This is a genomic window from Methanothermobacter crinale (assembly GCF_055397825.1).
In genome coordinates this window covers 180,843-201,555 of sequence record NZ_AP042450.1, presented here as the reverse complement: position 1 = coordinate 201,555, position 20,713 = coordinate 180,843, and the positions used below count along the sequence as shown (strand labels likewise).

General features: G+C 40.6%; 26 protein-coding genes and 1 tRNA gene. 12 read left to right on the top strand and 15 right to left on the bottom strand.

The features are described from left to right. Positions 1 to 40 precede the first annotated feature (40 nt). The 8 genes from rpl12p to ACZ5XX_RS01365 form a co-directional block, all read right to left on the bottom strand. Positions 41 to 364, bottom strand: a complete 324-nt coding sequence (gene rpl12p, locus ACZ5XX_RS01400; RefSeq protein WP_464584878.1) for a 50S ribosomal protein P1 — start codon at positions 362 to 364, stop codon at positions 41 to 43. A 39-nt stretch (positions 365 to 403) separates the two neighbouring features. Next, positions 404 to 1,420, bottom strand: coding sequence for a 50S ribosomal protein L10 (locus tag ACZ5XX_RS01395; RefSeq protein ID WP_464584876.1), 1,017 nt, complete (start codon positions 1,418 to 1,420; stop codon positions 404 to 406). A gap of 1 nt (position 1,421) precedes the next feature. Then, positions 1,422 to 2,060: a 50S ribosomal protein L1 gene (locus tag ACZ5XX_RS01390; RefSeq protein WP_464584873.1), complete on the bottom strand. Its 639-nt coding sequence runs from the start codon at positions 2,058 to 2,060 to the stop codon at positions 1,422 to 1,424. Positions 2,061 to 2,132: 72 nt separating this feature from the next. Next, the gene (locus tag ACZ5XX_RS01385) at positions 2,133 to 2,624 is read right to left on the bottom strand and encodes a 50S ribosomal protein L11 (protein ID WP_464584871.1); all 492 of its coding nucleotides are present in this window, start codon (positions 2,622 to 2,624) and stop codon (positions 2,133 to 2,135) included. Beyond that, positions 2,625 to 3,089 (bottom strand): transcription elongation factor Spt5, encoded by a 465-nt coding sequence (locus ACZ5XX_RS01380; protein ID WP_464584869.1) that lies wholly within the window; start codon positions 3,087 to 3,089, stop codon positions 2,625 to 2,627. Between the two features lie 23 nt (positions 3,090 to 3,112). After that, a complete protein-coding gene (locus ACZ5XX_RS01375) occupies positions 3,113 to 3,292 on the bottom strand; it encodes a protein translocase SEC61 complex subunit gamma (protein WP_464584867.1) in 180 nt (59 codons plus the stop codon). A 109-nt stretch (positions 3,293 to 3,401) separates the two neighbouring features. Further along, on the bottom strand, positions 3,402 to 4,529 hold the full coding sequence (ftsZ, locus tag ACZ5XX_RS01370; RefSeq protein WP_464584865.1) for a cell division protein FtsZ: 1,128 nt from the start codon (positions 4,527 to 4,529) through the stop codon (positions 3,402 to 3,404). 323 nt (positions 4,530 to 4,852) lie between these two features. Beyond that, the gene (locus ACZ5XX_RS01365) at positions 4,853 to 5,416 is read right to left on the bottom strand and encodes a pyruvate kinase alpha/beta domain-containing protein (RefSeq protein WP_464584863.1); all 564 of its coding nucleotides are present in this window, start codon (positions 5,414 to 5,416) and stop codon (positions 4,853 to 4,855) included. Positions 5,417 to 5,511: 95 nt separating this feature from the next. Between ACZ5XX_RS01365 and comA the strand changes: the two genes are divergently transcribed. The 12 genes from comA to ACZ5XX_RS01305 all read left to right on the top strand — a co-directional run bounded on the left by comA (position 5,512) and on the right by ACZ5XX_RS01305 (position 14,236). After that, the gene (gene comA / locus ACZ5XX_RS01360; protein WP_464584861.1) at positions 5,512 to 6,288 is read left to right on the top strand and encodes a phosphosulfolactate synthase; all 777 of its coding nucleotides are present in this window, start codon (positions 5,512 to 5,514) and stop codon (positions 6,286 to 6,288) included. Further along, positions 6,288 to 7,064, top strand: coding sequence for an ATP-binding cassette domain-containing protein (locus ACZ5XX_RS01355; protein ID WP_464584859.1), 777 nt, complete (start codon positions 6,288 to 6,290; stop codon positions 7,062 to 7,064). The genes comA and ACZ5XX_RS01355 overlap by 1 nt, the downstream gene beginning before the upstream one ends. Before the next feature lie 17 nt (positions 7,065 to 7,081). Next, positions 7,082 to 7,783 (top strand): GTP-binding protein, encoded by a 702-nt coding sequence (locus ACZ5XX_RS01350; protein WP_464584855.1) that lies wholly within the window; start codon positions 7,082 to 7,084, stop codon positions 7,781 to 7,783. A 57-nt stretch (positions 7,784 to 7,840) separates the two neighbouring features. Beyond that, on the top strand, positions 7,841 to 8,518 hold the full coding sequence (locus ACZ5XX_RS01345) for a (Fe-S)-binding protein (protein WP_464584853.1): 678 nt from the start codon (positions 7,841 to 7,843) through the stop codon (positions 8,516 to 8,518). A gap of 6 nt (positions 8,519 to 8,524) precedes the next feature. Further along, positions 8,525 to 9,358: a coenzyme F420-0:L-glutamate ligase gene (locus ACZ5XX_RS01340; protein WP_464584849.1), complete on the top strand. Its 834-nt coding sequence runs from the start codon at positions 8,525 to 8,527 to the stop codon at positions 9,356 to 9,358. A 291-nt stretch (positions 9,359 to 9,649) separates the two neighbouring features. Beyond that, positions 9,650 to 10,177 (top strand): transcription factor E, encoded by a 528-nt coding sequence (gene tfe / locus ACZ5XX_RS01335; protein WP_464584847.1) that lies wholly within the window; start codon positions 9,650 to 9,652, stop codon positions 10,175 to 10,177. A 20-nt stretch (positions 10,178 to 10,197) separates the two neighbouring features. Then, complete coding sequence (locus ACZ5XX_RS01330) at positions 10,198 to 10,674, top strand: TIGR00295 family protein (protein ID WP_464584845.1); 477 nt, start codon at positions 10,198 to 10,200, stop codon at positions 10,672 to 10,674. A gap of 25 nt (positions 10,675 to 10,699) precedes the next feature. Further along, positions 10,700 to 12,178 (top strand): glutamate synthase-related protein, encoded by a 1,479-nt coding sequence (locus tag ACZ5XX_RS01325; RefSeq protein WP_464586116.1) that lies wholly within the window; start codon positions 10,700 to 10,702, stop codon positions 12,176 to 12,178. Continuing rightward, the gene (locus ACZ5XX_RS01320; protein ID WP_464584843.1) at positions 12,156 to 13,067 is read left to right on the top strand and encodes a DUF5591 domain-containing protein; all 912 of its coding nucleotides are present in this window, start codon (positions 12,156 to 12,158) and stop codon (positions 13,065 to 13,067) included. Before ACZ5XX_RS01325 ends, ACZ5XX_RS01320 begins: the two co-directional genes overlap by 23 nt. Positions 13,068 to 13,148: 81 nt before the next feature. Beyond that, positions 13,149 to 13,445: a metal-sulfur cluster assembly factor gene (locus ACZ5XX_RS01315; RefSeq protein WP_464584841.1), complete on the top strand. Its 297-nt coding sequence runs from the start codon at positions 13,149 to 13,151 to the stop codon at positions 13,443 to 13,445. Continuing rightward, a complete protein-coding gene (locus ACZ5XX_RS01310) occupies positions 13,446 to 14,027 on the top strand; it encodes an AAA family ATPase (protein ID WP_464584839.1) in 582 nt (193 codons plus the stop codon). Positions 14,028 to 14,161: 134 nt separating this feature from the next. Next, a tRNA-Ile gene (locus ACZ5XX_RS01305) sits at positions 14,162 to 14,236 on the top strand. On the opposite strand, the gene trpD is transcribed toward ACZ5XX_RS01305, so the two are convergent. From trpD to trpE, 7 genes are read right to left on the bottom strand one after another with little or no spacing between them, the layout of a single operon-like run. Next, complete coding sequence (gene trpD / locus ACZ5XX_RS01300; RefSeq protein WP_464584837.1) at positions 14,218 to 15,303, bottom strand: anthranilate phosphoribosyltransferase; 1,086 nt, start codon at positions 15,301 to 15,303, stop codon at positions 14,218 to 14,220. The two genes, ACZ5XX_RS01305 and trpD, sit on opposite strands and share 19 nt — an antisense overlap. Then, entirely contained in the window at positions 15,304 to 16,110 is an 807-nt protein-coding gene (gene trpA, locus ACZ5XX_RS01295) for a tryptophan synthase subunit alpha (RefSeq protein WP_464584835.1), read from the bottom strand. After that, the gene (gene trpB, locus ACZ5XX_RS01290; RefSeq protein WP_464584833.1) at positions 16,107 to 17,285 is read right to left on the bottom strand and encodes a tryptophan synthase subunit beta; all 1,179 of its coding nucleotides are present in this window, start codon (positions 17,283 to 17,285) and stop codon (positions 16,107 to 16,109) included. The genes trpA and trpB overlap by 4 nt, the downstream gene beginning before the upstream one ends. Next, positions 17,282 to 17,944, bottom strand: coding sequence for a phosphoribosylanthranilate isomerase (locus ACZ5XX_RS01285; RefSeq protein ID WP_464584831.1), 663 nt, complete (start codon positions 17,942 to 17,944; stop codon positions 17,282 to 17,284). Before ACZ5XX_RS01285 ends, trpB begins: the two co-directional genes overlap by 4 nt. Continuing rightward, a complete protein-coding gene (gene trpC / locus ACZ5XX_RS01280; protein WP_464584829.1) occupies positions 17,937 to 18,731 on the bottom strand; it encodes an indole-3-glycerol phosphate synthase TrpC in 795 nt (264 codons plus the stop codon). Before trpC ends, ACZ5XX_RS01285 begins: the two co-directional genes overlap by 8 nt. A gap of 5 nt (positions 18,732 to 18,736) precedes the next feature. Then, on the bottom strand, positions 18,737 to 19,324 hold the full coding sequence (locus ACZ5XX_RS01275; protein ID WP_464584827.1) for an anthranilate synthase component II: 588 nt from the start codon (positions 19,322 to 19,324) through the stop codon (positions 18,737 to 18,739). Then, positions 19,321 to 20,676, bottom strand: coding sequence for an anthranilate synthase component I (gene trpE, locus ACZ5XX_RS01270; RefSeq protein WP_464584825.1), 1,356 nt, complete (start codon positions 20,674 to 20,676; stop codon positions 19,321 to 19,323). Before trpE ends, ACZ5XX_RS01275 begins: the two co-directional genes overlap by 4 nt. Positions 20,677 to 20,713: the final 37 nt, after the last annotated feature.

The window sequence follows — 20,713 nt, the reverse complement described above, 5'->3', positions numbered from 1 at the left end:
GTAGTATAAAAAAGGTTTTTGAGGGGGAAGAATCCCCTTTTTAGCCGAAGAGGGCGCCCAGACCAGCGGCGGCCTCCTCCTCTTCCTCTTCTTCCTCCTCTTCTTCCTCCTCTTCTTCCTCCTCTTCTTTTTCTTCCTCTTCTTCCTTTTCTGCAGCTTCAGCTGTTGGTGCACCCGCTGATGGGGCTACAGCCGCTGTTTCCATTGCTTCTTCAATGTCGACTTCTTCTAGTGCTGCTATCAAAGCTTTTACCCTGGCGTCATCGACTTCTGCACCAGCTGCCTCTAGTACTTTTTTCACGTTCTCTTCGTTTATTTCTTTGCCTGTAGCGTGTAATAGCATTGCTGCATATATATATTCCATATGATCACCTCAAAATTATTTATTATTTTATGGTAAATTTTAGCCGAAGAGGGCGCCCAGACCAGCGGCGGCCTCCTCCTCTTCCTCTTCTTCCTCCTCTTCTTCCTCCTCTTCTTCCTCCTCTTCTTTTTCTTCCTCTTCTTTTTTGGTTGTTGGTCTGGTTTTGGTTGTTATCTTTTCTAGTAATTCTTCATCAAGAGCATCCTTGTTATGGGCGATTTTCGCTGCTAATGAAAGCATCTGTGCATAGGCCTTAGATAATAGTGGTTCCGCTGTCTCTGATGTGAGTATCTCAGCATTATAGGCTAAGTTGAAGGCTTTTGAAGCTGCGTTTTGTAGGATATAGGGTATTGTCTCTCTGGTGTAGATTAATGCGTTAATTGACAAGTTGAAGGCTTGTGAAACCGCCCTTTTGATATCAGCTATTGTCTTGTTTTCATCAATTGTTAAAATATCGGATGTATAAACTGTTTCGTTTTCATATGCGGCTTTAAGGTCTATACCAACCTCTAATGGTTGTATATCTAGGCGGTTTAATATTTCAGCAACCTTTGGGGATATTTCATCCCCGGCTTTTAATATGGTGTGATCTTCTGTTATAACTATTTTACCCCTCTCTATCCTTGCAGGTATGCCTAGTTGCTGTAATTCCCCAAGGATGGGCCCAGGGGCGAAACCAGTATCCCCTTTAGGTATTATCACGTCTTGGGGTGCTATTGCCCCCGGTTTTGCAGGGGATGGGGTTTTGCTCTTTTCAAGTATTTTGAATAATTTGAAAGGGTTCATGTCGCTGACTATGAGGGCCGGCTGGCCTTCCATGATACTTTTCAACTTTTTTATGTTTTTCTTTTCCTCAGCTGCTCTGTCTAGTGCTAGGGAGATTAAGGTTTTCCTTGACATTCTAAGTTTTGCTTTTTCACGGAGATTCTGTCTCATTTTTTGCAACTGCTTTGCTGGGATATCTGACAGGTCAACTATGCCTATGACATCATGACCTTTTATCATCTCTGCAAGGTCTTTAACTTCTTCCTTTTTCCATTCAGCTACATGAGCCATTTTAGATCACCTTTACTGCCGGTCCCATGGTTGTCTTTATGTACATGGATTTTACTTGTTTTCTGCCCTTTTCGAGGTTACGGTCAAGCACGTCGAGGATGGATTCAATGTTCTCTGTTATTTTTTTCTCGTCCATTTTCTCCGTTCCCACGGTTGTGTGTATTAATGGTTGGTCCTTTACTCTGACTCTGACGGTGTCCCTGAGCTTTTTTATGAGTGGGGCTGGGTTTGCTGTTGCTGGTATTGGTTTGGGCATCTTTTTCCTGGGTCCTAGTACTGGTCCTAGGAATCGGCCCACAAGTGGCATTAGATCTGCTTGTGCTATGAAGAATTCGTATTCGTTGGCTAACTTTTTAGCCTTTTTACGATTTTTCCCAAGCTCTTCTAGATCATCCCTTGTTATCACGAGGTCTGCGCCGGCTTTTTTTGCTTGTAGGGCTAATTCTCCATCTGCGATGACTGCTATTTTAACTTCTTTGCCGCGGCCGTGTGGTAGTGAAACTTCTTCTTCGAATCTGTTCTCTGGTTTGTTCACATCTAGGTCTTTGATGTTTATGACTATGTCGATTGACTGTGTGAAGTTCCGCGGCTTGGATTGTTCCTTAGCCTTCTTCACCGCTTCTAGTATCTCTTGTTTCATTTTATTATCCTCCACATAAGAAAATAGAGTTTATTGTAAAATCAAAATTCTAGCTTTTATAGTATATTATATTTATGGTGTGGCTTCTTCTAGTATGTTATCATAGACACCTTTGTCGATTTCTTTTTGGACTTTTCTAGGGTCTTTGCCCTCTACTGTTATACCCATGCTCACACAAGTCCCTAATATTTCTTTAACAGCGCCTTTGTAGTCTTTTGCAAGTAGTGAGTCGAATTTCATCTTAGCCACTTTCAGAACCTGTTCCATGGTTAAGTCTGCGACTTTGTCCATCCCAGGATCCTCTGATCCTTTTTCAATGCCTAGTTCTGCCATTATTAGGGCTGTTGTGGGCGGTGTTCCTACTTGGATTTCGAATTCTTTTGTTTCAGTGTCTATGTTGATTTTTACAGGGACTTTCATCCCCTCGAAGTCTGCTGTTTTTTTGTTGATTTCATCGACAATTTGCATCATGTTGACTCCGTATGGTCCAAGGGCCGGACCTAATGGCGGCCCTGGGGTGGCTTTACCACCATCTATGAGGATCTCGATTGTCTCCTTAGCCAATTAATCAGCCTCCTTTTGTATTATGCGTATCTGGTCGGCTTTAACCGTTACAGGTATTGGCACGGCTGCTTCTATCAATTCTAGGACTACTTCTTCCCTTGATTCATCTATACGTATAACCTTTGCCCTTTCTCCTTTGAAGGGCCCTGATATGAGTTCAACTATACTACCTTTTTTGATGGATGATATTATAGGTTCTGGTTTAAGGAATTTTCCTATCTCATCAAAATCTATGGGTTTTTCACCATCTACTATACCTCTCAGGTGGGGCACCCTTAATGCGGGGTTCCTAATATCCAGTTTACCTGATACTTCCACTAGTATGTATCCTTTCAATGATTCTGGTGCTAGGATAGCATTTATTTCCATCGCGCTTGCTTTAACTTTCCTTGCTAGCATCCTTGCCACGTTTTTTTCTTGGCCCACTGATGTTTTCAGGGCATAAATGGCATTTTTATCTTCCATTGGGATGCACAACCTAATATGTTTTATTTACCTAGGATTTGTGTCATTAGCGTGATTATGAGGCCTATTACTCCGATTATGATTATGCCTATGCCTGTGACCTTGGCTACGGTAAAATATTCTTCTCTATCAGGTTTCTTTGAAACTTTTAGGACTCTCCTCGATTTTTCTATAAACTCTAGAATAGATTCCTTGTAACTCATGATTATCTACTCTCCACTATTTAAAAAAAGGGGGGATTAAAAATTCTATTATATAGTAGTTTATTTTTGGGGACTTATAAATTCTTCGTTACCAGCCCGAAATAGTAGCCTAGAACACACCGTCTATAAATTCTTCTAGTGCCGAATCATCCACAGATTTCTTTTCTTTTTTCTTTTCGCTTATAATCTCCTTTTCGGTTGGGGAACCATAAATGTAAGGGGATTTTACTCCCGCGACTATTATGGTTGTTCTTATCATGTTTTGGAGTTCATCTTGTATTTGGGCTCCCCATATTATATTTGCGTCTGGGTCTAATTCCTCGGCGACTACCTGGACTATGTTCTCAGCCTCCTGCAATGTGAGGTCTGAGCTTCCTGCTATGTTTATAAGGGCGCCTTTACCATTAGATATGTCGAGATCGAGGAGTGGACTGTTAAGAGCCTCATGGACTGATTCTAATGCCCGGTCTCCTGATTCTGATTCGCCCATTCCAATTATTGCCATCCCTGAACCCTTCATTATACTTTTAACATCTGAGAGGTCTAGGCTGACAAGGGCCGGTTTCGTGATTAGCTCTGTTATACCTTTAACTGCCCGGCCTAATATTTCATCAGCCACCATAAATGCCTTGTTAATAGGTAGGTTGGGTGCAACTTCTAGGAGTTTATCATTGGGGATAACAATAACGGTGTCAGCAGCGTTCTGGAGCTTTTCCAAGCCCATCTCCGCGTTTTCCCTCCTTTTAAGCCCTTCTGCACTGAATGGTAATGTTACCACGGCAATTGTCAAGGCTCCTATCTTCTTTGATAACTTACATATTATTGGCGCCGAGCCAGTGCCCGTGCCTCCACCGAGGCCGCAGGTGACAAATACCATGTCCGCCCCTTCCAGTTCTCTCCTTATCTCGTCTTCGCTTTCCTCTGCACATTCTTCTCCGATTTCTGGGATGCCACCCGCTCCGAGACCATTACATATACTCCTCCCTATTAAGAGCTTACGAGAGGAAAGAGTATAATAGAGATCCTGTGCATCGGTGTTGATGGCTATGGTCTCAGCTCCCTCTATTCCTATCTCGTTTAGACGGGTTATGGTGTTATTCCCCGCTCCGCCAGTACCTACGACGTATATTTTCGCCCGGCTTTCTTTTATTATCTCTTTGAGGTCTTCGTCTAATGGTGTAGGAGCTGGCTTCCTATTTATAGTATCTTCTTTTATGGCTTCATTAATAAATTTCAATTGCTACCCCCACATAAGGTTTTTTTTGGAGATCCGGTCTTGATTATGGGATGCTCATTCACCCAAGACGGGATGAGAGGAATGATAGGGCTTCAGCCCAATTTTGGAGGTTTTTGAACTTTGGTGGATATTCACCCTTACCTGCTGCTTGGGCTTTTATCACTGATTTCGATTATAATTGTTTATTATTTAATGTAGTAGTATATAACTTTAACGTTATTCCATTTTTTTCATCTGATCCAATTATTCCCACTTATACTCTATCTTATGAATTTTCATAAGCAAAGGTTTATATTATCCACTTTTAGGGTTTGAGGAATGGTCTAGGGGCGGGGTATTGCGATTATTTCATGTATTCTAAGGTCAAAAACATTGTTCATATGTGCTGGTGAAATGACTAGGGCTGTGTCAACTCCCTGTGCAGTGCCTCCAATTGCTATGACCTCCCTATCCATGGGTATGAGGCCGGCATCAGCAGCCATTATAGTGATTTCAACGCAAACTTTAAATCCTTGAGAGACCATGCGGAGCGTTTCCGCCATTATCTCAACTGGTGTGACACCACCAAATCTGTTAGAAATCCCCCTACCAACACCACTTAGTGCATGGGATCCCGCGTACACTTTTATACCCTTTTTTGTTAATTCATCCCTTACTTTAGGATCCATTTCCAATTTTCCCTTTTCTCTGAAACCTGCATGGTGAGTGATGCACACAATATCCGCATCACCCAATACATCCAACAATTTAAGGGCTGTTCTACCAGAAACGGATGCAACAATTATATCATTGATGCCAAGTTCCTCAGATCTCTCTTTAACAAGTTTTAATAACTTATCAGTATTTTCCGGTCCCGGGCTCTCAAAATAGCATATACTCTTTATCATAGAAATCACCATAATTTTATATTAGACAAGTTATATTATTTAATCCACATAGGTCAAGGTATTATCCCCCCTAATCACGAGAGTAAGGTGAAATAATGTACGCTTTTAATTTTTTAACACCAGCTAGGATAAGGGAACAATACAACACTGGTATCACAATGATGTTAGATAAAGGTTTAGGCCCCCGCATGGTAGAGGATTTCTTGAAGATAGCTGGTGAACATCTAGATTTTGTAAAATTTGGCTGGGGTATTATAAGCTTATGTGATAAAGATATTATACAAGAGAAAATCATGATTTATAGGGATCATGGGATTGAAGCACACCCCGGCGGCACACTCTCTGAAATAGCATATATCCAAGGTAAGTTCGAAGAATATCTTCATGAAGCGGAAAAACTCGGCTTCAAATACCTTGAAATATCAGATGGTTCAATAGACTTGACAAGGGAAGAAAAAACCAAGATAATAGAAAATACAATAGATCATGGATTCAATGTGATCTCAGAAGTTGGTAAAAAAGATCCCAAGAAGGATAAATTAATAAGTCTTGAAGAGAGAGTAGAATTTGTGAAAAATGATCTTAGAGCAGGTGCTGAAAAGGTCCTGATAGAAGCAAGAGAAGGTGGCCAGAACATTGGAGTATATGATGAAAAAGGCAATGTTAAAGAAGATGAAGTTGACTATCTCATAGAGCACTTACCAGTGAAAAAGTTGATATGGGAAGCTCCACAAAAAAACCAACAAGTCTATTTCATCCTAAAAATAGGACCCAACGCTAACCTTGGCAACATACCACCAGAGGATGTTATTTCCCTTGAAAGTATGCGAAGAGGGCTTAGAGGGGATACTCTAGGAAAGGTGAAGCTCTAATGATAAAAAAGGTGACAATATTAGGCGGTTATGACAAATTCGGTGAAAAAGAGCCCGTCAGAAGAGTTGATATAAAAAGGGGTGAAATATTCGGCGTAGTAGGCCCCACGGGCAGCGGTAAAAGCTCACTAATAGCCGATATCGAACAATTAGCCCAAAGGGACACCTTCTCCAAGAGAAAAATACTTGTAAATGATAAAGAGCCAACATACGAGGACCGCACCAACCCCCGTAAGAAGATGGTGGCCCAATTATCACAGAACATGAACTTCTTGGCTGACATGACAGTAGGCGAATTCTTAACACTCCATGCTAAATGTAGAGGCGCCCACAAATCCTGCGTAGAAAAGGTTATAAAATTGGCTAACACATTAACAGGCGAACCCATAAAAGAGGGTCATGACCTGACAATATTAAGCGGAGGACAATCAAGGGCCCTCATGGTGGCTGACGTGGCTATAATAAGCGATTCCCCGATAGTACTCATTGACGAGATAGAGAATGCTGGTATAAGGAAACATGAAGCCCTGGAGGTTCTATCGGGGCATGGTAAGATCGTTATGGTAGTCACTCATGATCCCATCCTCGCATTGATGACAGATAAAAGAATCGTTATGAAAAATGGTGGCATGCAAAAAATAGTTACAACCACACCCCATGAAAAGGAACTCTCAGAGGAGCTTAGCAAGATAGACGATCTACTCCTCAACTTAAGGGACAAGGTAAGACATGGGGAGATCATAGAGGATATACAACTCAAGGGTTTAACCAGTTAGTGGGGGGTTGCCATAAGATGAGAATGGTTATAGTGGCGGGGACTCCTGGTTCCGGGAAAACAGCAGTTCTAGTTCACGTGTTAAAAAGTCTTATGAGGGATAATTTCACGGCATCAGTTGTTAAAATTGACTGTCTATACACCGACGACGATAAAAAATTTAAAAAGATCGGCATACCAACCCTTATAGGATTATCAATGGACATGTGCCCAGACCATTATGCAATATACAACATAGAAGATATGATAGACTGGGCGCGGCAGAACAATTCAGACTTTCTTATAATAGAAACCGCAGGATTATGTCATAGATGCGCACCCTATACAAAAAACTGTTTAGGCGTATGTGTCATAGACGCCACAAGCGGGCCTAACACGCCATTAAAGGTTGGCCCTTTCCTTTCAACAGCAGATATTGTGGTCGTAACCAAGGGGGATATGATATCACAGGCTGAACGTGAAATATTCAGGGAAAGAATATTCGAAGTGAACCCTAATGCTAAGATAATAGAAGCTAATGGGTTAAGCGGCCAAGGCTGCCTAGAATTGGCGGATGAGATAGTTAAAAGTCCCGAGGTTTCCCTTGAAAGCGAAAAACTTAGACATTCCGCCCCACTTGCAGTATGTACGTTGTGTGTGGGCGAAACAAGGGTTAACAAGAAATATCATAGGGGGATACTCCGGAGAATAGATGGTTTCCAAACATACCAAGGTGAATAAAACTCTTTACATTCCAAACCTTTTCAAAAATATTTGTATCCTTTGTGAGAGGTTTCTATGATGGAGAAAAGATCGGTTAAAGAAGAGATTATTTCACTTCTCCCTGGTTTTAATTGTGGTATATGCGATTATGCAAGATGTGATGAATTTGCAGGCGCTCTAATAAGAGGATATGCTAAACTCGAAGATTGCAGATTTTTATACCAGGAAATTTTCACAGAAAACCTTGAAAAACTTCAAAGACTACTCAAGGAGGAGAAAATAATACCTGAAGAGAAAGTGATAGTCGGCCTCTTAGATGATTATGAGGCCGACTTTCTATTGAAACCATTCCCAGGTGAAAGTTCCTGCCGTGAAATACTTTATCCTTTCACAAATGAAAAACTTAACGTGGGGGATGTGATTCGTTACAGACCCCTTGGATGTCCCATAACCCACTTCGCAAAGATAATAGATGAAAATCATGGTCTCATCACTGTTCATATAGTGGGTCCATGTCACAGGCTTGATAAGGATTTTGAATTCAAGGAAATTGGAATATGTCTTGTCAGCGGATTTGAGGGTATAATAGATGGGAGATTACCTTCCGTGGGCGAGACCGTCCGTTTCATACCCCATCATTGCATGATGCAGAAAGTGCACTCTGGGGTCATAGTGCAATTAGAGGGTGAAAGAGCCCTTATAGAGGGTATTGATTTGAAAGTGTGGGCTCCCCCTATAAAATTGGAAAGATGATCCCCTATGGACAAGTATAGGGTCATCCCAGTGAAAACGGGATATATAAGACCTAATGAGGGCTTGGATGAGCTTATAGATAAGGCCGGTCCGATAGTTGAGGATGGGGATTATCTTGTAGTTTCTGAAACGCCAGTCGCCATATCACAAGGGCGTATAGTTGACGAATCGCAATATAAACCATCCTTTTTAGCTTTTTTACTTGCGGATGTATGGTCCAAGTATATTTGGGGTTATCTCTTGGGGCCATTATTAGGTGTGAAAAAGAGGACGATAAGGAACCTGAGAAGACTGCCAAGGGAGGCCAGAGCCCATAAAGAGGTTGTGCTCAGATATTATGGTATTAAGCATGCTTTGAAGCCTGGTTCCGAAGCCGGTATCGATTTGAGTAATCTTCCAGGTGCTCTAGTGGCTCTTTTACCAGAGGATCCTGGGAGTGTTTCAGAGCATATTGCCAAGAGCTTAGAAGATAAGTATGGTAAGGATGTTATTGTTATTATAATTGATACTGATGCCACTTACAAGTTAATGGGATACTATTTCACCCCATTACCCTGTGCTATAAATGGTATAAAATCTGACACTGGATTTTGGGGTTATCTTTTTGGAAGATTTTCAGATACAATATTACCAACGCCAATCGCAGCTTCAAGGAGGATAAGCATAGATACGATATTCAAGGTAGCGAAGATTGCGGAGGATTATCATAAAAACCGTGATGAACATATTGAAACAGTTTATGATATGGAGAAAATCTTTAAGGAAGAGAAGGATAGGATAAGTATTAAAAGCCTTGAATCAATTGAGCATGTGCCTGCAGTTATAATCAGGGAAATTTAACCCCCAGGGAATATGCCCAGATGAAAAAGTGAGAATGACATCCCATAATAGACAAGTGAACTGTTTATTATTTAGCCAGTGTGGGGCTGGGCTAACCCCCCAATTTATGGTGGGATCATCACAATATTAGATACCAATATTTAAAAACTTCCATTTCTCTTTTATATATAAATTTATATAATATTACTATCATATGATTACATACAAGATTTAAAAGTGATACTGTCAGATTACAAAAATAGCATTGCAAATTTTTTCACTAGGTTGTTTCCAAGTGCAGGGGGAGTTTAATTGATTAACAATACGTTAATACAAGAGCTGATCCATGAGATAGTCAATGAGGAGGAGGGCGTGCCAGTAGTTGAGTGTTTGATGAGGGGCAGTATAACTGATGAGGAGATATCCGAGAAAACCCACTTAAAATTGAACACAGTCCGCAGGATATTATATAAGCTCTATGATGCTGGGATAGCAAGTTACAAAAGGAGCAAGGACCCTGAAACTCAATGGTACACTTACACATGGAAATTCGAATCAGGGAAAGTTGAGGAGATAATAAAGAAAAGAAACCGGGAAATCATGGAGAACTTGAGGGAACTACTAGCATTCGAGGAAAATAACATGTTCTTCGCATGCAAAAACGGCCATTACAGGTACACTTTTGACGAAGCTGTTGAAAACGATTTCAAATGCCCAGAATGTCATGGAAAACTTGAATATATGGATAATTCAGAGATAATACAACAAATCAGAAAGGAACTGAGCTTATACGAAAATAATGGCTCAGAAATACCCCTAAACTTCAAATCTTATTCTTAAAAGGGATTTTGGGTGACTTTTTGAGCATTCACCTACTTAAAGAAGTTGGCTGTCCCCAGTGGGTTATAAACCATTCTAAAAAAGTGGCTGAAAAAGCACTTGAAATATCCAAGAATTTTAAAGTTGATAAAGAACTGATCAAAGAGGCCGCCCTTTTACATGACATAGGAAGATGCAAGACTAACAGCATTCAACATGGGATAATAGGGGCCAGGATCCTCAAAGAGAAAGGATACCCCAAGCAGATAATAAAAATAGTTGAAAGGCATGTAGGGGCTGGCATACCAAGGGAAGAGGCCATCCTACTAGGCTTACCCCCAAAAGATTATATGCCAGTCACCCTAGAAGAGAAAATAGTTGCACATGCAGATAACCTCATCAACGGAGAAAAAGAAGTAGACATATCCTTCGTCTTGAAAAAATGGAAAAAAAGGCTAGGAGAAGATCATCCCGCAATAGAAAGACTTAAAAAATTACACAGAGAACTCAAACTTTAAATTTTTCCAATCCAGGGGGGTGTAACTGTCAAAAAAAGATTGTCTTTGCCCAAAATGTCCAAGTTATCCTTTCCATGGAGAATCATTATATTGTCTAGAGGGTAACAGCCAATTCGAGGTGCATGAAAGGGGATGCCTATGCGCATCATGCCCAGTATACCACGAAAAAAAACTAGAAGGTCTTTATTTCTGTAACAAGGATCTTATAGGTGATGAGCGCATTTTCATGCGTCGGAGGAAAAAGTGTGAAGATCCTAAAAACTATGAGAAAATTATCCAGATAAAAATAATGTCAAAGGGAAAAAACGTTATAGGTTCAATGGGTTCGCCAAAAAAACCGCCATACACATTCGATGATATAAATTTCATACCAGCACAGATCCACAGAATACCATTAAATGAGGATGAAAAAGTTAACACAGAGGTTACAATCGGCCCAAAGGCTAAAAGATCACTCAAAGTCAACTCATCAATCATAATAAGTGGAATGAGCTATGGGGCCATATCAGAAAAGGCCAAAAAAGCCACTGCAACTACGGCTAAAAACCTTGGAATAGCCTATAATTCAGGGGAAGGCGGAGTACTCGAATATGAACTAGAAGTTGCATCATCCCAGATTATACTGCAATATTCAACTGGAAGATTCGGGTTAAACAAAGAGATTATAAAGAAGGCTGCTGCCATAGAAATAAGATTTGACCAAGGGGCTTATCCCGGTAAAGGAAGTTACTTGCCTCCTGAGAAGATAAGTCAGGATGTGGCACGGATAAGAGGCATAAGAAAGGATGAAGGAGCATATTTTCCAACCCATCATCCTGATATAAAAAATGTCAAGGAACTAGAGGAGAAAATTGAATGGCTCCGCAAAATTAGCTCTGGGGCTCCGATTGGGGCTAAGATAGGATGCGGGGACATAGAAGAGGATATCAGATTACTTCTTGATTCCGGTGTTGATTTCATAAGTATTGACGGGTTTGGTGGGGGTACAAGCACAGCTTTCACACATATAAGGGATAATGTGGGTCTTCCGCTCATCAGCGCGCTTCCAGGAGCGGCTCACATAATTAAAGGGGCCGGGGAAAAGGGAGAAGTTTCCCTCATAGCTGGTGGCGGCCTTAGAACTTCAGCTGATATGGCAAAATGTCTAGCTCTGGGCGCTGACGCCATCTATATAGGTACCGCAGCCCTCATAGCCCTTAACTGTGAACAACACCATCTATGTCATACTGGGATGTGCCCTACTGGCATCACAACACATGATCCCCATCTACTGAAACAATTTAACCTTGAAAAGGCAACTAAGAGGCTGAAAAATTTTATAATGGTTGCTACTGGTGAGATTGCTGATTTCGCACGGATAACTGGCAAAGATGATATTAAACTGTTGGATGATTCTGATATATTCTCCTTTAAAAGAGGACTCGCAGAGCTCGCAGGTATAAAATGGTTGGATGGTTCAATATCCTGGGAGGTCCTATGTGATGAAGGTGCAATGTTCCATTGAAGAGTCCCTCTATCGTCCGGAGGCTGTTCGTTGGCGGGAGAGGATGAAACTTCTCGAACCCATTGGGGAAGCGGTGGTAATATTACCTTGTAGCATGAAAAAACCTTATTCAACTTCTAAGTCTCATCAAATATTCAGGAAGGTTACTCGCAAGATCCAGGAAGTGATACTAACGTCACCCTTTGCCATCTGTCCAAGGGAGATGGAAAATACGTATCCTATTTCATCCTATGATGTTTCAACAACAGGCAGATGGTCGTGGGAAGAAAAAAAAGTCACAGGGGAAGTTCTAAGGGAATATGTTGGGGACAAGGATGTTATAGCTCATGTAACAGGTGGCTACAGGGAGGTCTGCGAGGAATATCTTGATGAATGTAAATTCACCTGCATTAACAATAAGCCAACATCCAAAACATCCATGGAAAACCTCAAAGAGAGTATAAGAGATTATAGGATGGTACCTGCACGTATAAAACTTTTAAACGGGTTAAAATCCATAGCAAAGTATCAATTTGGCGAAAAGGGAGCTGAGATAATACCTAAAGATTTTAAGATAAGGGGAAGATACAATAAAATGATCCTAGACAGGGATAATAATCATCTTCACACTTTAATGATGGACAGAGGATTATATGTCCCCACACTCCATGGAGGGCGCCTACTAGCAGATCTAAAGATTAAATGGGTTGAAATAGATTTCAAATTAAACTCCAACACCCTATTCGCACCAGGAGTAGTGGACGCGGATCCTAATATAATCCCCGGGGATGAAGTTATAATAACACGAAAAGAAGAACTCGTCGGAGTCGGTAAAGCCGTCCTAAACGGAGAAGAGATGATAAAAACAGAATATGGAGTGGCTGTTAAAGTACGTCACAGAACCAAATAATAAACTATTTAAATGCTAAACTATGATAAAGATTAGAAAAATTAAAACCTCCATCATCAAATCATAATCAGAGGTAATATAATGGCAGATGATCTTGTAGAGAAAATAAAAGAAGCTTTGGCAAAAGTCTCAGATCCGCATATGGGTATAAGTATAATAGACATGGGACTTGTCGAAAACATCGAAATAGAGCAGAGAGACCAGACAATAGCAAGGATAACAATAAGACCAACCAACCCAGGTTGTATGAGCGCAGCTAGGATGGCCATGGATGCGAAAAACATGGTAGAACAAGTTGAAGGAATCGACAGGGCCGAAATCATCATAGCAGGACATTTAATGGCAGATGCTATCACAGAAATGGTAAACAAGTTATAAATGCCAAGGAAAAGTGATCTTATAAGCGTGGTTGGAGTACCAGGCGTGGGTAAAACCAGCCTATGTAGAAAATTATCAGAGAAGGTAGATTATCCCCATATAAATTATGGAGATCTCATGTTAAAGATTGCAAAGGAAAAAAACTTCGCAGAAACAGAAGATGAACTATTCTCACTCCCAATACAAATACAACACCAAATATGGAAGGAGACAGCACTCCAAATAAAGAAGCAGAAAAAAGCCCTAGTAGACCTACATGGCCTCGACCAATCACCTATAGGTTACATATTATCACTACCCCTCAAAATCATAAAACCTTCCCTTATAATATTAATAGAATCGCCCCCAGAACTTATACTATTCAGAAGAAAGCTTGACCCAAAAGAAAGGATAAAAGATACAATAAAAACCTTAACTGAACACATAGAAATGCTAAGGGTGTCAATGATAATATCCTCTGCCATGATAGGATGCACACTATCCATAATCCAAAATATAAATTTTAACGAAACCCTAAATGAAATGAAAAGACTAGTAATGCTTCATCAACGCACTTCAGATTCAAGGGAAAAAAATTTATAATAAGGAAGAATTAGATCATGGACCAAGTGATAAGGTTGACGTGAGGGATGAGGTCGACACACTAAAAGTAGGAATTTATTAGAGATGAAGCTAATAACGTTTCTGAAGGTTTACAATCTGTGGCAGATATGAATGGGCCCGTGGCTCAGCTTGGTTAGAGCGCACGGCTGATAACCGTGAGGTCCTGGGTTCAAATCCCAGCGGGCCCATCCCTCGTAAATTTAACAAATTCCTTAAGTTTTTTCATGGCAGCACCTGATTCAACATATTCCCTGCTCATCTCCACAGCATCTTCAAGGTTCTTGGCTTTCCCCCCTAGGTAAATGAGGGCACCGGCATTCGCAAGGGTGATATCAAGTCGTGTTTTAGCTGCTTTTGAATCATCTCTGCCCTTTAAAACTGAAAGGAATATTTCGAGGTTTTCATGGACCGTGGGCGCCGCCTTTATTGATTCTGATTCTCCATTTTCTAATCCGAAATCTTCTGGGTATAATCTTTTTATTTGGATTTTACCATCATCTAATATGGCGGCACGTGTTTCACCCATTATAGATATTTCATCAATGGCAGGTTCGCCTTTTTCATCGAAACCATGCACTACCATGGCCCTTTTAACACCCAATCTATAAAGAACCTCTGCTAATGGTTTCACATAAGAGGGATCAAAAACGCCTAATAGTTGTATTCTAGCTTTTGCAGGGGATGTTAGGGGGCCTAGGATGTTGAATATTGTTCTTATCCCAAGTGTTTGTCTTATGTGCATTACATTACGGGTGGCTGTGTGAAATCTTGGGGCGAACATGAATGTGATCCCTACTTTTTCCAGCGAAAGTTCCACCTCTTGGAGGGGGAGGTCGATTTTCACCCCAACAGCTTCTAGGATGTCAGCCCCTCCGCAGGGGCCAGTAACTGCCCTGTTGCCATGTTTTGCTATTGGAACTCCAGCTGATGCTGCTATTATCGCGGCTGCAGTGCTTATATTGAATGTTTTAAGTCTGTCACCTCCAGTACCGCAGCTGTCAACAACATCTACTCCTGGGGGTGTTTTAATGGTTTTACAAGAATCTCTCATGGCCCTTGCGAATCCGGTTATCTCTGGGACTGTTTCCCCTTTTGTAGCTAGTGAAGTTAGTATTGCGGCTATTTGAATGTCGTTGATTCTGCCATGGATCATGTCCATCATGCAATTGTATGCTTCTTTTTCTCCTAGATTTGTGCCTGTCGTTATCTTCTGGATAATATCATTAAATTCGACTTTTTCTTTTGATTTTATCATTTACAGCCTCCTTGTGGCCTTTTTCATCCTCTTGGTGAATTTTGCGATCTCTTCGAGGATCTTTTCCCGGTTATCCAAGTTCTTTGCTATGATATCTATTATTGCGCTTCCTACGATGGCTCCATCAGCTCCCGCCCTGATTATTTCTTTTATGTGGGATGGTTTGGAGATTCCGAATCCGACCATTACCGGGAGTTTCCCATTTTCTTTAACCCTTTTTATGAAGGTTAGGGTGCTTCTTTTAACTTCTTTTCTCGCGCCTGTAACCCCCATGACCGACACAAGGTAATGGAATCCTGATGCATGTTTTGAGATCATTTTCAGTCTTTTATTTGAAGTGGTGGGGGCTATGATGAATATTTGATCAATACCATATTCTTGTGAGGCTTTAAGGGCTTCTTCCGCTTCCTCTGGGGGTAAATCTGCGATTAGTATACTGTTGACGCCAGCTTTCATGGCATCTTCGTAGAATTTTTTCACACCACGTTGGTAAATGAGATTATAATAAACGAGTAGTCCTATGGGTGCTGATGTGAATTTTCTCAACCTTATTAAAAATTTGAAGCACTTGTCTACTGTTATTCCGTTTTTCAAGGCTCTTGTGTCTGCCTCTTGTATTGTTGCGCCGTCTGCTATTGGATCTGAAAAGGGGAATCCTATTTCGAGTGCATCTGCACCATTCTTTATTAAGGTTTTCGCTATTTCTAGTGAGGTTTCGAAGTCAGGATCTCCTATTACAATGAATGGCATGAGAGCAGCTTCTTTTTTCTCTTTAAGATCTGTGAACATTTCATGGTACGTTTTCATGTTTCCACTCCTAGTAATTTGGCTGCTAGGAACATGTCTTTGTCTCCACGACCTGAAAGGTTTACTATGATTGTTTTACCCTTGTTTTCAGGTTTTTTAGCATACTTTTCCATGTAAGCTATTGCGTGAGCGCTTTCAAGGGCTGGCATGATACCTTCATATTTTGAGAGTAATTGGAATCCTCTTAGTGCTTCAGGATCTGTTATAGCCACGTATTGTGCCCTTCCAATCTCTTTGAGGTGGGAGTGTTCTGGTCCAACTCCTGGATAATCCAATCCGGCTGATACAGAATGTGCTTCTTTTATTTGGCCATCTTTATCTTGCAGTACTCTGGATAGTGAACCGTGTAGTATTCCATTAGTCCCTCTGCAAAGTGTGGCTCCATGTTCATCCGTGCTTAAGCCGGTTCCACCTCCCTCGACTCCTATGAGTTCTACATTGTCTTCTATGAACGCTGAGAATATCCCTATGGAATTGCTGCCTCCACCTACACATGCCATGATGGCATCTGGTAGTTTTCCTTCCTTTTCCAATATTTGTTGTTTGGTTTCTTCTCCTATTATGCTCTGGAAGTGTTTTACCATTGTGGGATAGGGGTGGGGGCCTACCGTGGAGCCTATTAGGTAGTGTGTGTCTTTTATGTTGCTTATCCAGTCTCTCATTGCCTGGTTGATGGCATCTTTTAGTGTTTTTGATCCTGTATCTACTGGTATGACCCTGGCTCCTGAGATTTCCATTCGGAATACGTTGAGTTTTTGGCGTTCTATATCTTCAGTCCCCATGTAAACGTCCACTGGCATTTTTAGCATTGCACCAACTGCTGCCGTTGCTATACCATGTTGTCCAGCTCCAGTTTCAGCTATTAGCCTCCTTTTGCCCATGTATTTGGCTAACAGTCCCTGTCCCAGTGTATTGTTTATTTTGTGGGCTCCTGTGTGGAGTAGATCCTCCCTTTTAAGGTATATTTTGCATCCTAGTTTTTTGGAGAGGTTTGATGCGAAATATAATGGGGTTGGTCTTCCTGCGAATTCTTGCAAGTAATAATTAAGTTCTTTGTTGAATCCGCTATGATCTTTGTATTTGAGGAATGCTGATTCTAGCTCTTCTAATGCAGGTATTAAGAGTTCTGGTACGAATATTCCACCATATTTGCCGAATTTGCCATCTTTTATCATCGGATCACCTTGTCCACGTAATTTAGTAATTCTTCGATTTTACGGGGATCTTTTATCCCGGGTGATTTTTCAAGGGATGAATTAAAATCCACAACATCAAAATGGGAATCTATAAGCTTGTAATTTTCTTTTAAAGTCTGAAGGTTCATTCCACCCGCGAGAAAAAGTTTTATACTTTTTTTTGTATGTGTTGCGATATTTGCTGCTTGGCATGCTATATCTATTGGTATTTGGATTCCTGTCCCTCCTGTTCTCCCTTGGAATTCATAATCGAATAATATGGCATCGGAGACTCTAGCAAAGGATTTTATCTCCTTTTTTTTCTTGGAGGATAGTTTGTTTGGTATTCCCACAGCTTTTATGAGTAGCACGTTTTCTGGGAGCTGAATTTTTAGCTTTTTTATTTGTGATGGGTTGAGGGAGTGAAGTTGAATATTGGATATGTTTGTTTTTTCAACCTTTTCTGTGACTTCTTCTGGAGTTTTTGGTTCTAATACGAGCACAGCTTTTTCCTTATCAGTTGCCAGTTTCATGATCTTGGTTAATGGGAGGTAGCGGGGTGATCTTTTAACGTTTATAAATCCTATGTAATCCGCCTTATCAATGGCTATTTTGAGGTCTTTTCTGTTTGTTATACCGCAAATCTTGATCTTATTCAAGTTGGGCTCCTCCCTTGTGGACGAGTGTTCCTGTGATTATAAGCTCTTTTATAAAATCTGCCGGGTTTTTTGATTTCATGACTTCTGTTCCTATTAAAATTGCATCTGCACCGTATTCACGGAGTATTTTAACATCCTCTGGTCTTTTCACGCCACTTTCTGATACTAAGACTTTTTCGTTGGGAATAAAGGGTGCGAATGCTTGGGTTCTCTTCAAGTTGATGGTGAAGTCGTTTAGGTTTCGGTTATTTATCCCTATTATTTCTGCTCCGTTTTCAAGGGCTTTGTAGATTTCTATGGAATTTTCACATTCTATGAGGGGTTCCATGTTGAGGCTTTTGGATAGGTGTATAAATGTTTCTAGGTTGGGGCATATGCTGGCTATTAGAAGTATTGAGCTTGCACCATGGGCTCTTGCTTGGAATATCTGGTATTCGTCTATTATAAAGTCTTTCATTAAGAGTGGAAGGTTTGTTACTGATTTAGCCCTTTCAAGGTATTTAATGTCCCCTTTGAAAAATCTTTTTTCCGTTAAAATCGATATGGCACTTGCACCACCATTTTCGAATGATTTTATCATTTCTTCTAGTTTTTTTGATGATATGTCTCCTATGGATGGTGAGGCTCTCTTATATTCGCATATGATGGAAAATTCTCTATTGAGTGCTTTTTTGAAATCTTTTGGGGGGTCATTTGTACTTATTTTATCCTTCAAGTCGTTGATCGGTTCTTTGGTTTTGATTTTGGAAATTTCCTTCTTTTTTTCAGTGATTATTTTCTCTAGCATCATGTTCACCCATTTAGAAGGAAGTTTTTGAGTATTGCTTTGCCATGGGTTGTTCCTATGGATTCCGGGTGGAATTGTAAACCATAGATTGGATATTTTCTGTGTTTTATTGCCATGATGGTCCCGTCTATGGACCATGCTATTACTTCGATTTCTGGTGGTATTTGGAGTGTATCACATGCGATTGAATGGTAGCGGGTGGCTTTGATTGGATTTGGGATATTTTTGAAGATGTGAGTTCCGTCATGGAATATTGTTGTTATTTTTCCGTGTGTGGGTTTTATGTAGCATAGTTTGCCGCCGAATGCTGTGTATATTCCCTGGTGTCCAAGGCAGACGCCTAGTATTGGTTTATTTTTGAATTTTTTGATTATTTCATGGCAGAATCCGAAATCTTTTCTGTTTAGGGGATTGCCAGGTCCTGGTGATATTATTATGCTCTTGATTTTTGATTTATCGAGGTTGAGAAGTCTTTTATCGTCGTTTCTCAATACTTTGAGGCTTGGAGTCATGTTTTTCTCTTTCATGATTTCTCCGATGAGTTGGTGGAGGTTGTATGTGAATGAATCATAGTTGTCGATTAGGAGTATCATCTTTCTTCACCCGCCATTTTGAGTGAATATAGTAGTGCTTTTGCCTTGTTTTCACATTCTAGGAACTCTTTTTCCGGTATTGAATCGTATACTATGCCCGCGCCGGCTTGTATTTTTCCTTGGGTTCCTTGGGTTATGAGGGATCTTATTGTTATTGCAAAATCGGCATTTCCGTTTAATGAAAAATAGCCTAGGGCTCCTGCGTATGCCCCTCTTGGCGTGGTTTCTATTTCATCTATGACCTCCATTGCACGTATTTTAGGGGCTCCCGTAACCGTCCCCGCTGGGAATACTGATGATAATGCATCGATTGCGGTTTTATCCTTTCTGAGTTCTCCTTTTACATGGGATAGGATGTGTTGTACGTGTGAGAATTTTTTTATACTCATGTATTCTTTGACTTTGACTGAACCGTACTTGCTGATTTTTCCTATGTCGTTTCTTGCAAGATCTACTAGCATTAGGTGTTCTGCTAACTCTTTCTCGTCTGATAAGAGCTCAGCTGCGATCTTTTTGTCTTCTTTTTCATTGGATCCTCTTGGACGCGTCCCCGCGATTGGAAACGTTTCAACTGCCCTGTTTTCAACTCTTACGAGCATTTCTGGGCTGGATCCTATGATTTCCCTTTCACCTAATTTGAGATGGTACATGTACGGTGAAGGGTTAACTTTTCTCAAGGCTTCGTAGAAGTGGAGTTTATCGCCCTTTATCTTGTAATTATGGGCGTTTGATATTACTGCTTGGAATATTTCTCCTTTGTTTATTCGCTCCTTTGTCCTTAAGACCATTTCTTCGTACTGGTCTTTGGAGAAGATTCTTCCTTTGTCTTTGAAGGAAAGTTTATTCTGGTCTTGAGGATTATCTTTGGAGGCTTCTTTTATGTGGTCTAGTCGATTTTCTGAGAGTGTTATGTAGGTGCATTTGCCTGTGAGGTGGTTGAATTTTATTCCATCAAGAAATAGGCCGAATTCGAAGTCTGGAAAATCGGGTTTTTTTATGGGGATTTTATCGAGGAATCTTGCGGATTCATATGAGATGTATCCTACTAGTCCTCCTGCGAAGCCTTTGAAATTGTTTTTTTCTTTTAAGAAATTTCTTATGATGTTAAATGGATTTTTGGCGCGTATTTTTTCTTTGTTGTCTTTTGTTTCTATTTCTAGAATGTTTGATTTTGCCCTGATGGTTAAGATGGGGTCGAAGCCTATGAACGAATATCTTGAGAGTCCTGTGTCGCTTTCCATTGATTCTAGTAGAAAAACAGAATCATTACTATGGTATAATTGTTTGAATAATTTAAATGGATCCTCTAAATCGAGTTTGAATGTTTTGGGGCTTTTTCCAAAAATATTCACTTCCTTGCATGGTTATAACTCCTTGTTGTTTGTGCAC